Annotated in this window: 13 protein-coding genes; 6 read left to right on the plus strand and 7 right to left on the minus strand. The window is 63.0% G+C overall.

Annotation, left to right across the window (positions count from 1 at the left end; all coding sequences use genetic code 11):
* Window positions 1–77: 77 nt before the first annotated feature.
* A complete protein-coding gene (locus JY451_02500; protein QZH75503.1) occupies window positions 78–2,159 on the minus strand; it encodes a bifunctional (p)ppGpp synthetase/guanosine-3',5'-bis(diphosphate) 3'-pyrophosphohydrolase in 2,082 nt (693 codons plus the stop codon).
* 124 nt (window positions 2,160–2,283) lie between these two features.
* On the opposite strand from JY451_02500, the gene JY451_02505 reads away from it, so the two are divergent.
* On the plus strand, window positions 2,284–2,955 hold the full coding sequence (locus JY451_02505) for a YqcI/YcgG family protein (GenBank protein QZH75504.1): 672 nt from the start codon (window positions 2,284–2,286) through the stop codon (window positions 2,953–2,955).
* A gap of 18 nt (window positions 2,956–2,973) precedes the next feature.
* The gene (locus tag JY451_02510; GenBank protein ID QZH75505.1) at window positions 2,974–3,552 is read left to right on the plus strand and encodes an urea carboxylase-associated family protein; all 579 of its coding nucleotides are present in this window, start codon (window positions 2,974–2,976) and stop codon (window positions 3,550–3,552) included.
* Here JY451_02510 and JY451_02515 read toward each other — a convergent pair.
* Entirely contained in the window at window positions 3,549–5,480 is a 1,932-nt protein-coding gene (locus JY451_02515; protein ID QZH75506.1) for a M1 family metallopeptidase, read from the minus strand. The two genes, JY451_02510 and JY451_02515, sit on opposite strands and share 4 nt — an antisense overlap.
* A gap of 164 nt (window positions 5,481–5,644) precedes the next feature.
* Between JY451_02515 and JY451_02520 the strand changes: the two genes are divergently transcribed.
* Window positions 5,645–6,550, plus strand: a complete 906-nt coding sequence (locus JY451_02520; protein ID QZH75507.1) for a hypothetical protein — start codon at window positions 5,645–5,647, stop codon at window positions 6,548–6,550.
* A gap of 46 nt (window positions 6,551–6,596) precedes the next feature.
* On the plus strand, window positions 6,597–7,469 hold the full coding sequence (locus tag JY451_02525; protein ID QZH75508.1) for a glycoside hydrolase family 16 protein: 873 nt from the start codon (window positions 6,597–6,599) through the stop codon (window positions 7,467–7,469).
* A gap of 1 nt (window position 7,470) precedes the next feature.
* Here the strand turns inward: JY451_02525 and JY451_02530 are convergent, their stop codons facing one another.
* The 3 genes from JY451_02530 to hemF all read right to left on the minus strand — a co-directional run bounded on the left by JY451_02530 (window position 7,471) and on the right by hemF (window position 9,140).
* Entirely contained in the window at window positions 7,471–8,043 is a 573-nt protein-coding gene (locus tag JY451_02530) for a hypothetical protein (protein QZH75509.1), read from the minus strand.
* A gap of 12 nt (window positions 8,044–8,055) precedes the next feature.
* Window positions 8,056–8,214, minus strand: coding sequence for a DUF2158 domain-containing protein (locus tag JY451_02535; GenBank protein QZH75510.1), 159 nt, complete (start codon window positions 8,212–8,214; stop codon window positions 8,056–8,058).
* Window positions 8,215–8,285: 71 nt separating this feature from the next.
* Complete coding sequence (gene hemF, locus JY451_02540) at window positions 8,286–9,140, minus strand: oxygen-dependent coproporphyrinogen oxidase (GenBank protein ID QZH75511.1); 855 nt, start codon at window positions 9,138–9,140, stop codon at window positions 8,286–8,288.
* A 45-nt stretch (window positions 9,141–9,185) separates the two neighbouring features.
* On the opposite strand from hemF, the gene pdeM reads away from it, so the two are divergent.
* Both pdeM and infC read left to right on the plus strand, forming a co-directional pair.
* On the plus strand, window positions 9,186–9,905 hold the full coding sequence (pdeM, locus tag JY451_02545; protein QZH75512.1) for a ligase-associated DNA damage response endonuclease PdeM: 720 nt from the start codon (window positions 9,186–9,188) through the stop codon (window positions 9,903–9,905).
* 94 nt (window positions 9,906–9,999) lie between these two features.
* Window positions 10,000–10,518 (plus strand): translation initiation factor IF-3, encoded by a 519-nt coding sequence (infC, locus tag JY451_02550; protein ID QZH75513.1) that lies wholly within the window; start codon window positions 10,000–10,002, stop codon window positions 10,516–10,518.
* Between the two features lie 58 nt (window positions 10,519–10,576).
* Here infC and JY451_02555 read toward each other — a convergent pair whose 3' ends face one another.
* Both JY451_02555 and JY451_02560 read right to left on the minus strand, forming a co-directional pair.
* A complete protein-coding gene (locus JY451_02555; GenBank protein QZH75514.1) occupies window positions 10,577–11,770 on the minus strand; it encodes a pyrophosphate--fructose-6-phosphate 1-phosphotransferase in 1,194 nt (397 codons plus the stop codon).
* A gap of 35 nt (window positions 11,771–11,805) precedes the next feature.
* Window positions 11,806–12,180 carry a VOC family protein gene (locus JY451_02560; GenBank protein QZH75515.1) on the minus strand — a complete coding sequence of 125 codons (375 nt, stop codon included), beginning with the start codon at window positions 12,178–12,180 and terminating at the stop codon, window positions 11,806–11,808.
* Between the last annotated feature and the right edge of the window lie 44 nt (window positions 12,181–12,224).

Here is a 12,224-nt window from a genome sequence, read left to right on the forward strand (position 1 = left end):
CCGCGCAGGCGGAGACCTCGGGCGGGGTTGCGCATTACTGGGAGAGGTCCCCGCCTTCGCGGGGACTCGGCTAAGCCTCAAATCCTGTCCGCCTGCGCCACCGCATCGTTCGCGCGCAGCGAGCTCAGGATCCGTGTCAGGTGCGCCAGATCCTGCACTTCCAGATCGACCTCATAAGTGTGGAACGGATCGTCGCGCTGGGTCAGTTCGAGGTTCATCACATTGGCGTTGTTACGCGCGTAAACCCCGGCCATTTCCGCCAGTGTGCCGGGGCGGTTATAGAGCACCACGTTGAGCCGCCCGACAGCGCCGTACGAGTGTTCGCCCCACGAAAGGTCTACCCAGTCGGCGTCCACCCCGTTAGCCAGTTCGAGGCAATCGATGGCATGGACCTCTACCCCCTCGCCTCTGCGCCGCAAACCGACGATGCGATCACCAGGCAGCGGGTGGCAGCATTCGGCCAGATCGAAGCCTACCCCCGCCGTCAGCCCCTTGATCGAGATCGCCCGGCCCTGCTGCGGCTCCTCCGGCATGTCCGCCGTGCTGCCCGGCACGATGGCTTCCATCACTTCGCGGTCGCCGATCTTGGACGCGCCGATGGCGTACATCAGGTCCTCGACATCTTCGAATTCCAGCCGCTCGGCCGCCTGCCGGATCGCTTTCTTGCCGACGCTCGTGGGCAGACGTTCGGCGATTTCGTCAAACAGCTTGCGGCCGATCTCGGCCACTTCCTCGCGCTCCTTCAGCCGCACCGCCCGGCGGATCGAGGCGCGGGCCTTGCCGGTGACGACGAAGCCGAGCCAGCTCAACTGCGGTTCGGCATTCTTGCCCTTGATGATCTCCACCACGTCGCCGTTGTTGAGCGTGGTGCGGAGCGGCATGTGCCGCCCGTTGATCTTGGCGCCCACCGTCTGCGCGCCCAGTGCGGTGTGGACAGCGAAGGCGAAATCCACCGGGGTCGCGCCCTTGGGTAATTGGAACAGCGCACCCTTGGGGGTGAAGGCGAAAATCCTGTCCTGGTAAATCGCCAGTTTTGTGTGTTCGAGGAGTTCCTCGGCATCGTGGCTGGCGTCGACGATCTCGATCAGGTCACGCAGCCAGCCGACCGCACCGTCGGGCCGGTCCCCCTGCTTGTAGGCCCAGTGCGCGGCGAGGCCAAATTCGTTGGTCTCGTTCATGTCGCGGGTGCGGATCTGCACTTCCACCCGCATCGAGCGATCGTAGAACAGCGTGGTGTGGAGCGATTTGTAGCCGTTGTTCTTGGGAGTGGAGATGTAATCCTTGAACCGCCCCGGCACGAACTGGAAGGTCTGGTGGAGGATGCCGAGCGCGCGGTAACAATCCGACGGGCTTTGCGTCAGCACGCGAAAGGCCATGATGTCGGAGACCTGTTCGAACGGAAGGTGCCTTTCGGACATCTTCTGCCAGATCGAATAGGGGTGCTTCTCCCGCCCCCAGACTTCCACCGCCAGCCCCGATTCAGCCAGCGCCTGCTTGATGTCGAGCGCGATCCGGTCAACCTGACCGGTATCCGACTGGCGCAACTGCTCCAGGCGGTTGGTGATGGTGGTATAGGCCTCGGGTTCCAGCTGCTCGAAGGCGAGCAACTGCATCTCGCGCATATATTCATACATCCCGACCCGCTCGGCCAGCGGGGCGTAGATATCCATCGTCTCACGGGCAATGCGCAGGCGCTTTTCGGGCGACTTGATGTGGTGCAGCGTGCGCATGTTGTGCAGCCGGTCCGCCAGCTTCACCAGCAGCACCCGCAGGTCTTCGCTCATCGCCAGCAGGAACTTGCGCAGGTTCTCCGCCGCCCGCTCATTCTCGGGCAACTGCTCGATCTTGCTGAGCTTGGTCACCCCGTCCACCAGCCGCGCGACATCCTTGCCGAAGTGCTTTTCGATATCCTCTATGGTGGCAAGGGTATCCTCCACCGTATCGTGGAGCAGCGCGGTGATGATGGTCTCCTGATCGAGCTTCAGGTCGGTCATCAGGCCAGCCACTTCGACCGGATGGCTGAAATAGGGATCGCCCGATGCGCGCATCTGGCTACCGTGCTTCTGCACCGTATAGACATAGGCACGGTTCAGCATCGCCTCGTCCGCCTGCGGATCGTAGGCCATTACCCGTTCGACAAGTTCATACTGGCGCAGCATCGTATGGAGATAGTGCGCAAATTCGCCGGGAACAGGCAAGCAAATTGATTGCTCAGGTTTAAGCAAGAGGAACCTCTCATGCCAGCAAGGGTTTCAGGACAAAACGAATTTCCGAAAGATACTCATGCTGACGTCACCCGACGAACACTTGCGCGAAGAAATGGAGGACTGGATCAGGCAGGATGAATTTCCCTGCGTGGGGGCCAAGTCTGCGCTCGCACGCGGCAGCCTGAAGGTCGTGCCTGCGCGCGACATCACCAGCGCGTGGAATGACGTAAGAATCCATGATGAACTGCTCGAGTGGGCCTATGCCTACCGCGATGAGCCCAGCGGTCTGCGTTCGCTGGCGGTGATCTTCGAAGGGCCGCTGGACCTTACCGAACAGCAGTTCGAACACGCGCTATGGGAACGGATCCAGTCCCTGGCGGACAAGGATCACTGGCGTGGCCAGCCCTATGACGAGCGGGTTAGCGCCGACCCCGGGAATCCGCACTTCTCGCTCAGCTTCGGGGGCGAGGGCTATTTCGTCGTCGGGCTGCATCCCAACGCCAGCCGCCCCGCGCGGCGGTTCAAGCGCCCGACGCTGGTGTTCAACCTGCACGACCAGTTCGAGCAACTGCGCGAGCAGGGCCGCTACGAGCGGATGCGCGAGACGATCCTCGACCGCGATATCAAGCTCGCAGGGGACGCCAATCCGATGCTTTCGCGGCACGGCGATGCCAGCGAAGCCCGGCAGTACAGCGGTCGCGCGGTGGAACCCGACTGGATCCCGCCGTTCGATGACAAGCGCGCCTGAACCCACGGAACCTTGCCGATGAATATCATTCCCCCGCGCTCGGGTGTCGCTTTCCGGCTGGAGCAAGGCCAGAAGCTGCAAGTGATCGATGTCGATGGTTGCCAGGTCTCGGACCTGCTCGCTTTCAGCGCCGATGACGTGGCCGAGGTCGTGTCCAACGGGCGCACTTTCGACTACGAGGAAACGATCCGGCTGACGCAGGGGCACACCTTGTGGTCAAACCGCTCCAACCCGATGCTGACGATCACCCGCGACGATGTCGGGTGCCACGATTTCCTGCTCACGCCTTGCAGCGAAGACACCTTCCGGCACTTTTACCCGGACAAGCCCGTGCACCGCGGCTGCTTCGGCAACCTCGCCGAGGCTCTTGAACCGTTCGGTGTCGGGCGCGATGCCATTCCCACCGCCTTCAACGTGTTCATGAACGTTCCGGTAAACGGCAGCACCGGCACGCTGAGCGTCGATCCGCCGCCCTCGAAAGCCGGGGACGTGCTGGAACTGGAGGCGCGGATGGACCTCATCATCGGTCTCACCGCCTGCTCGGCCTATGCGAGCAACGGCGGCAGCTTCAAACCGATCGGTTGGCGCGTAAACTAGTTTTCGGGCTCGAACCCGACAATCCCGTCCACGTTACCGCGTGTCATGGAGTGATAGCTTCCACGCGTCTCACCATAGATGCGCGTGGCGATCGGCTGACCCCAGCTCCCGGTATCCCACAGCGCCCGGAATAGCGGGGCGACGAACTTGTTGCGACCGACCCGCGCCAGGAACTGCTCGGCCTGCGGTACGGCGGGCTGGTATTCGTTGCGCAGCGCCGCTTCGAGCCAGAGGAACAGCACTTCATTGTTGCCCGATCCGGCAAGGCTGAGGCTGTCGTTGAGCGATGCCAGCTCGGCGGCGGTCAACTCGTCGGGCAATGTTTCAAGGAACCGCCGCTGCTCCGCCGCGGTCCACCCGGTCCAGGCGCTGGCGAGCGGCAGGGTGCGGTCAGCAGCATAGGCCGCCGCCGCCGTATCGACTTCGGCAAAGGCTGCCTGATCGGGCTTCGCCGCATTGGCGGGGATGCCGGTGCCGTAAACCCATTCGTCGAGCATCAGCGCTTCTTCCAGCTCGGCATCGCCGGCGATCAGGTTCTCGCGCAGGTCGGCAAGGAACATCTCGCTGGTGGCAGGCTGGAAAGCGTGACTGTCGAACCAGTTGCGGATCCAGGCATCGAACTTCTCGCGCCCGACGATGGTTTCGACGGTACGCAGGAAAACCGTGCCCTTGTCGTAGATGGCCTCGCCCGCCGTATCGAACGGACTGGTGCCATCGGGGGTGCGCATCGCGGTAACCGGATTGTCCGCCCCCTGCGCCTCGACCATCTCCTCCAGTGCGGCATAGCTCAGCGCATATTCTTGGGCCGCGCGCTCCTCGCCGAACACCACTTCGCTGATGCGGTTCTCCAGATAGGAGGTGACGCCTTCGTTCAGCCAGCCATCGCGCCAGCTCGAATAGGTCACCAGATTGCCCGACCAGCTATGCGCCAGTTCATGCGCCACAAGGCCCGTGTTGGAGCGGTCTCCGGCGATGAAAGTGGGGGTGAGGAAGGTCATCACCGGGTTTTCCATCCCGCCATAGGGGAAGGCGGGCGGCAGGACAATCATGTCATAGCGGCCCCAGCGATAGTCGCCGAACAGCTCTTCGGCAGCATCGATCATCGCTTCGGTATCGACCAGTTCGGCCTCTGCCGCTGCGATCATTTCGGGTTCCGCCCAGACGCCCGAACGCGCGCCCAGTTCGGCGAACTCGAGGTTCCCGGCGGCAATCGCGATCAGATACGGCGGGACCGAATTGTCCATCGCGAACGCGAAAGTGCGGCGGCCTTCCTCTCCCTCTTCGGGATCACCGCGACTGATGCCGCTCATCACCACTGTCAGCGGTTCGGGCGCGGTTATGCTCGCTTCCCAGGTCTGGCGGATGCCGGGGCTGTCCTGCGTGGGGATCCAGCTGCGGTTGAGGATCGCCTGCCCCTGGCTGAACATGAACTGGTGCGTGCCGCCCGCCGTCTGTTCGGGATCGAGCCATTGCAGCGCCTCGGCTTCCGGCCCGCTGGCATAGGTGATGACCACCTGCTGCAAGTCCGGCCCGGTGCGTTCGCCCAGTTGCACGGTGATCGGTTCACCCTTCTCGGGATCGCTCTCGCCCACGGTATATTCAAGTGCATTGCCGTTGCCGTCGGCAATCCCGCCGATCACCAGGCCGTCGGAATCGAGCACGATCTCGGTCGCGTCGGGTGCCGCCTGCACATCGAGCGTGGCCGTCCCCTCAACACGGCGGGCTTCAAAATCGAGATCGAGATCGAGCGCCACATGTGTCACCCGCGCTTCCTGCGGGCGGGCATAGGTAAACTCGTCGAAGGCCTGTTCGCTCGTCAGCACCGGGGCGATCACCCGCTCCTGATCGGGCAGCTCGTCGGCGGTGCAGCCTGCCAACAGCAGGGCGGCCAGAACCGGGGAAAGTGTGGCAAGGATGGGAAAACGCATGAAAACTCCGGCACAAGTGCTAAGGGCGTGGCAGTGGTCATAGGCATTCGCGGACGCGCTGTCATCCGTCGAAGGCCACAGGCTGCTTGTCGATGAGGACAGGTAGCGAATGCCGATTGCGATAATGCCGAATGAAGATGAACCTGACTGGAAGGACTCTCCGAATGACCCGCATTTTTCGCCTCGCCCTGGGCACGGCGGTGGCTCCGGTGCTGGCCCTGATGGCGAACCCGGTGGCGGCGCAGGATACCATCGTCGTTCAGGGAGAGCGGATCGAGACCGCCGATATCCGCAGCACTGCGCGCGATATCACCGTCGGCTCGCAGGCCTCGCAGATCCCGCTCTCGCGCTTCCAGCGTCCGGTTTGCCCCGGAGTCTGGGGCATGTCCGAAGAGAACGCGCAAGCCGTGCTCGACCGGATCGTCGCCAACGCCTTGGACGCCGATGTTCCGGTTACCGAGGAACCCGGCTGCGGCGCCAATGTCTGGGTAATCGTGGTAGACGATGTCGATGCCACGTTCGAGCGGCTGCATGACGAGGACTCCTTCCTCACCCGCCATCTCACCCGCTACCAGCTACGCAAGGTGCGCGGTCAGGAAGGCTCGGTGCGCGGCTGGAACCTGATTTCCACCCGCAACCCCGATACTGGCGAAGTGCAGCCGGACGGTTTCGAACTGGCCAGTGCCTATCAGGAAGCCCTCATCAATGGCGAACCGCCGCCGGTCAACGAAGTCAGCCAGATCTCCCGCCTTGATCTCGGCATTCGCACCGATATCGAACTGTCGGTGATGCTGGTGGAGCGCAGCGCGCTGGCCGAACTCGATTCGCACGCGCTCGCCGATTATGCGACCATGCGGCTGCTCGCCTATACCGAGCCGCCCGCTGACAATGGCCCGGTTTCGACCGTGCTGACGCTGTTTACGCCCGAAGGCGCGGATATGGCTCCGCAGCGGATGACGCTGTTCGATCAGGCCTACCTGCGCGCGCTCTACCGCAGCAGCCCGACCCGCCCGGCGCGCATCGCCATCGGCAATATCACCGGGCTGATGGAGGATCTGTCCGACCAGTAAAGCGTGACGGGTGGCGGGAGGCCCAAGCCTGCGCTAGGCTGCTGGCATGACACACAAACTGCTGCTCGCCGCCCTCGCTCCGATCATCCTCACCGCGTGCCAGACGGCTTCGCTGCCCGAACCCGCCGCAGCGGAGCGCACGCTGATCTTCGCCGACGAGTTCAATTCCGGCACGCTCGACCAGAGCCGCTGGAGCCCGGTCGGAATGGATTTCTGGGTCAACCGCGAAGAGCAGGCCTATATCGATTCGCCCGATACCATCCGCTTCCTGAGCAGCGCCGAAGGGGCCGATGGCGGGGTGCTGGTGCTCCAGCCGGTCTACCGCCCCGGCGTGGACAGCAATGCCGAGCGCAATGCCGACTTCGTTTCCGGCCGGATCACCACGCGCGGCAAGTTCGAATTCACCTATGGCCGTGCCGAGGCGCGCATCCGGATGCCCGATGCCGAAGGCGTCTGGCCTGCCTTCTGGCTGCTCGGCAACGGGCCCTGGCCGACCACCGGCGAAATCGACATCATGGAATATATCGGCGAAGCCGACTGGACCGGCGTCGCCATCCACGGCCCCGGCTATTCGGGCGATCTGGGCATCGCCGACCGCCAGTACTTCGCCCCCGGCACCGACGTGACCCAGTGGCACACCTATGCCGCCGAATGGACAGCGGACGAAATCAGCTTCTTCGTCGACGACCGCCTGACCATGCGCATCCCACGCACCAATGCCGAGTTCTTCGGTGAGTGGGTATTCGACAATCCCCAGCACGTGATCCTGAACTTCGCCGTGGGCGGCATCTATCCGCACAAGATCAACGGGATCGAGGAACCCTATCTGGGCATGCCGCAGGAAACCGCAGACCGGATCGCGGGGGGGGAACTGTTCATGGAAGTGGACTGGGTGCGGGTTTATTCGGCGGCAGAGTGAGCTAAAGTCTGAACACCCATAGCCCTCTGTCTTGCGCAAATTTCTGAACCACGGGATGTTTCGCACACACTTTGGGCGCAACGATGTTTAGGGTCCATTGAGTTAAGTCATCATCGCTAAGAGAAAGATCAAACCATTCCTTCTCTTCCGGTGACCAAACGATGTTGTGTGGAAGCAAACCCTTAAGCAATGGAGCTGCGTCGGCAAGATGGCACCAGATGACGGCTGCGATTTCCACAAATTCCGGGATTTCGGAAATATTTAGCTCAAGTCTCTTGATCATACACGCCAGCAGCGTCCAACTCCAACGCCGCTCACCAATCTCGCTTATATCATCGGCCAGTAGCCTTGCCTCAACAAGCCGCATTAAGTCCTCAATCGAAAACCTCTCGCCCTCTTGGTGAAACGCTGATTTCATTCCCGCATACATCGGGTTGAGGTTTTCTTTGGCTACCAGCACGTGGGCTCTGGTGGGCCTGTCCATTTGCTCAAACGTTGCAGCAATTAGCAGCGCGTAGTCGCCCGGCGAGAGTGCCAGCATCTGCTCGATGGTATCGGACGAAGATGTTTTCACATCGAACTCAGCTTACGGATAAGACTGCAATGAGGAGCATTTAAATTTTTGCCCAGCGGTTTTCTTTCCATCAAACCAGACACAGTAGGCTTCTTCGCCCTCAACCCATTCGACCGTCATGGTGGGGCCACCGGATTTCAATTGCACCACCTGTCCCTTCGTGATTTCCATCTTTGGTCACCTTTTAGCTCTCGTATGTTCAGTGTATGTTCGTTTCCAAGCATGAGTCAAGGTGATTCAATTTACGTCCACACCGCCTCAGGCGGCAGGCTCATCAAGATCGCATCGATGTTCCCGCCGGTCTTCAGGCCGAACAGCGTGCCCCGGTCGTAGACCAGGTTGAACTCGGCATAGCGGCCGCGCCATTCGAGTTGCTGCAACTTCTCCGCAGGCGTCCATTCAGCGCCCATGCGTTTGCGCACCAGCTTGGGGTAGATGTCGAGGAAGGCGAGGCCCACGTCGCGGGTGAAGGCGAAGTTGCGGTCGAAGGCGGCGGCGTCCTCGCATTCGAGGTGATCGTAGAAAATCCCGCCCACGCCGCGATGCACGTTCCGGTGTGGGATGTAGAAATAATCGTCCGCCCATTTCCTGAACCGCTCGTAATAGGTCGGGTTGTGTGCGGCGCAGGCGGCGCGGAAGCGGGCGTGGAAGGCTTCGGTGTCTTCCGCGTAAGGCAGCGGCGGATTGAGGTCCGCCCCGCCGCCGAACCAGGCCGCCTGGGTCGTCAGGAAGCGGGTGTTCATGTGCACAGCGGGCACGTGCGGATTGGCCATGTGCGCGACCAAGCTGATGCCGGTGGCGGTGAAGGTGGGATGTTCGGTGCTCGCGCCGTTGACCTGCCCGGCGAATTGCGGGGAAAATTCGCCCGAGACGGTGGAGACGTTGACCCCCACCTTCTCGAACACCTTGCCCTTCATCAGCCCCTGCACCCCGCCGCCGCCGTCGCTGCCGTCCTCGGTCTCGCGGTTCCACGGGGTATAGGCGAAGCTCGCATCCGATCCCGCCTCGCGCTCGATCGCTTCGAATTCCGCGCAGATCCGGTCCCGAAGGCTTTCGAACCAGTTGCGGGCGGCTTGGGTCTGTTCTGTGCTATCCATGCGGCAACTCTTGCCAAAGCCCGCGCCGCGCGGCAAGGGACCAACATGGTTCCCGTTTCGTTCGCCTTTCCCTTTTGCGGGGACGAATTCCGGCTCGTGCCGCAGGGCGGGACTGGGCGGGCGCTGTTCTGGCCGCGCGAGAATGCACTGCTGGTGGCGGACTTGCATCTGGAAAAGGCGAGCTTCTACGCCCGCCACGGACAGATGCTGCCGCCCTATGACAGCCGCGAGACGCTGGAACGACTGGCCGATGCGATCCGGCTGACGGGAGCGCGGCGGGTCTACACGCTGGGGGACAATTTCCACGATTCGGACGGCTCGCAGCGGCTGGAGCCCCACGCGGCAGGGATGCTCGCCGCGCTCACCCGCGCCACCGATTGGGTGTGGATTACAGGCAACCACGATCCATCGATGGAGGCTAGGAGCGGCGGCACGATTGCCGAGGAGCTGGAAATAGGCGGCATGGTGCTGCGGCACATGGTCAAACGCGGGGAGACGCGGCCCGAATTGTCCGGCCATTTCCACCCGCGCGTGCAGGTGACAATCCACCACCGCCATATCCGCCGCCCTTGCGCGGTGGTGAGCTATACCGGGGATGCGAACTGCGGGCGGATGATCCTGCCCGCTTTCGGCGCGCTGACCGGCGGGATGAACGCTGCCGACCCGGCGATCCTCGCTGCGCTCCAGCCCGCCAGCAGCGTCGACGCGCTGGTTCCGGCGGGAACGCGGCTGGCGCGATTCCCGCTCTGGCGCGAGGCGGCGTAGCCCCACTAGCGTTCCGCCGCGTTACGGCTTACATAGCGCGCACGACAACCACGATCCAAGGAGCGATTCCATACCCCGTCCACCCCGCCGCAATATGGCACCGCCGGTAAAATCCGGCCCGAAATTCGATCAGATGATCCAGTCCGACAAGGTTCGCGTCATCGACGAGAACGGCGAGAATATCGGCGTCATGTACACCCGCGAAGCGATCGAGCAGGCTGCCGAGCTCGGCCTCAACCTGGTCGAGATTTCGCCCAATGCCGATCCGCCCGTGGCCAAGTTCCTCGACGTCGGCAAGCACCGCTACGAAGCCCAGAAAAAGGCCAATGCGGCGCGCAAGACGCAGAAGACGCAGGACATCAAAGAGATCAAGATGCGCCCGAACATCGACGATCACGATTACGATGTGAAGATGCGGGCGATGAACAAATTCATCGACAATGGCGACAAGGTGAAAGTGACGCTGCGCTTCCGTGGCCGCGAAATGGCGCACCAGCACCTCGGCATGGACCTGCTCAAGCGGGTGCAGGACGATATGGCCGAAACCGCCAAGATCGAAGCATTCCCAAGGCTTGAAGGTCGGCAGATGCTGATGGTGCTTTCGCCGAAGTAGGGCCTCGCGTCAGGCACCAAAACCAAAAGGGCGCGCCTGCGGGTGCGCCCTTCTTGTATCAGCCCTGCCCCAGCTCCCGCAGCAACTCCGCGAACCAGTCCTGCGCCGGATCGAAACGCTTGCCGCCCCTGATCCGCTCGAACTCGATGGCGCGCAATACATCGCCGCGGTCCTCGTCCTGCCCCACCACGCCAGGTTCGCCGCGCAACGCCGCGCTTACCGCGTGATCGGTGCAGGCCCGGATTAGCGCCAGATCGGCGGCATTCGCGGGGGCGGAGCGGGAGAAGTAGCCGCTCTTCTGCACCAGCACCTTTTCCGCGCCAATCGCCTCGGCCAACTTGGTCGCGAACCACTGGCCGGGGTTCACCCTGTCGAGCCGCACATGGCCGAAGGCATCGCGCGGCACCTCTTCGCCTGCGGCCTCCATGGCTTCGACGATCTCTCCCATGCCTGCGCCTTCGGAAAGGAACAGGTTCACCCCATCGTGTTCGTCCATCGTGGCGCGCAGCCGCTCGGCCTCGGCCCTGATGTCGAACATGCGTTCCGGAATATAGACCCCGTGCACGTCCCAGCGCGCGGCGGCGTTTTCGGGCCAGTCGGCAAAGGGCGCAGCTTTCACCCAATCGTGATGCGCGCGGGCGGTGGCGGCGGTCAGCCAGCCGCAATGCCGCCCCATCACTTCGTGCACGATCAGCATCCGCGGATTGGCCGAATGTTCGGCAATGATATTGCGGGCATAGACCGCGCCCTGCTCGGCCGCCGTATGGGCACCCAGCGATTGTCGGATCGGGATCACGTCGTTGTCGATGGTCTTGGGCAGGCCGACCACGGTGAGGTGATAGCCGTTGGCGTTGAGATAGGCGGCAAGATCGGCAGCGGTGAGATTGGTGTCGTCCCCGCCGATGGTGTGGAGCACCCGCACCCCGTCGCGCGTCAGCTGCTCGGCAGCGACCTGCAAGGGGTTCTGACCTTCGCGCACCAGCCCGCGCTTCACGCAGTCAGCGACATTGGTGAGCTTCACCCGGCTGTTGCCGATAGGACTGCCGCCAAAGGCGTGGAGCCGTCCGGCTGTGGCGCGCACACTGTCAGGCACTTCGATGTAATCGCCAGTGAGGAGTCCGGCGTAACCGTTGCGATAAGCGATCAGCCGAATATCGGGCGCAACCTCGGTATACCGCTCGATTAGCCCGCCGACAGCGGACGAGAGGCAGGGGGCGAGGCCGCCGGCGGTGAGCATGGCGACTGTCTTCACAGGGGTTTTCAATGGGATTTTGACCGGAGGCTTCATCACGGCTCCCACAGTTCCACCGGGTTGCCGTCGCAATCGTGGACGCGGGCGAAAGCGCCGACGCCTTCCATCATCTCGCGGTGGCTGATCGCAACTCCCGCCGCTTCCAGCCGGGCCAGCAGCGCTTCCAGTCCCTCGACGCGCAGGTTGAGCATCGTCTGCCGGTCGGCCGCGAAGTAATCGCTTTCGGCGCGGAAGGCGGCGAATACCGTTGGTCCGGCGTCCTGCATCCACACCCATTCGCCTTCGGGTGTCGGTTCGCCGCTCGCGGTGGCGGCAAAGCCGAGGTGGTCGCGATACCACGCCGCCAGCCGCGCAGGGTCTGCCGAACGGATGAACAGCCCCCCGATTCCCGTTACCCTGCCTTGACTCATCCCCGCCTCCTTGCCCTCGCTGTGTTTCAGACTAGTGTCCCCGG

Source organism: Erythrobacter sp., assembly GCA_019739335.1.
Lineage (GTDB): Bacteria > Pseudomonadota > Alphaproteobacteria > Sphingomonadales > Sphingomonadaceae > Alteraurantiacibacter.

Coding starts and splice junctions, on each gene's coding strand:
- hemF (QZH75511.1), bottom strand. CDS start 9,140: ATGGATAGCACAGAACAGACCCAAGCCGCCCGCAACTGGTTCGAAAGC.
- JY451_02515 (QZH75506.1), bottom strand. CDS start 5,480: ATGCGTTTTCCCATCCTTGCCACACTTTCCCCGGTTCTGGCCGCCCTG.
- pdeM (QZH75512.1), top strand. CDS start 9,186: ATGGTTCCCGTTTCGTTCGCCTTTCCCTTTTGCGGGGACGAATTCCGG.
- JY451_02560 (QZH75515.1), bottom strand. CDS start 12,180: ATGAGTCAAGGCAGGGTAACGGGAATCGGGGGGCTGTTCATCCGTTCG.
- infC (QZH75513.1), top strand. CDS start 10,000: ATGGCACCGCCGGTAAAATCCGGCCCGAAATTCGATCAGATGATCCAG.
- JY451_02525 (QZH75508.1), top strand. CDS start 6,597: ATGACACACAAACTGCTGCTCGCCGCCCTCGCTCCGATCATCCTCACC.
- JY451_02510 (QZH75505.1), top strand. CDS start 2,974: ATGAATATCATTCCCCCGCGCTCGGGTGTCGCTTTCCGGCTGGAGCAA.
- JY451_02535 (QZH75510.1), bottom strand. CDS start 8,214: ATGGAAATCACGAAGGGACAGGTGGTGCAATTGAAATCCGGTGGCCCC.
- JY451_02520 (QZH75507.1), top strand. CDS start 5,645: ATGACCCGCATTTTTCGCCTCGCCCTGGGCACGGCGGTGGCTCCGGTG.
- JY451_02505 (QZH75504.1), top strand. CDS start 2,284: ATGCTGACGTCACCCGACGAACACTTGCGCGAAGAAATGGAGGACTGG.
- JY451_02500 (QZH75503.1), bottom strand. CDS start 2,159: ATGCTGCGCCAGTATGAACTTGTCGAACGGGTAATGGCCTACGATCCG.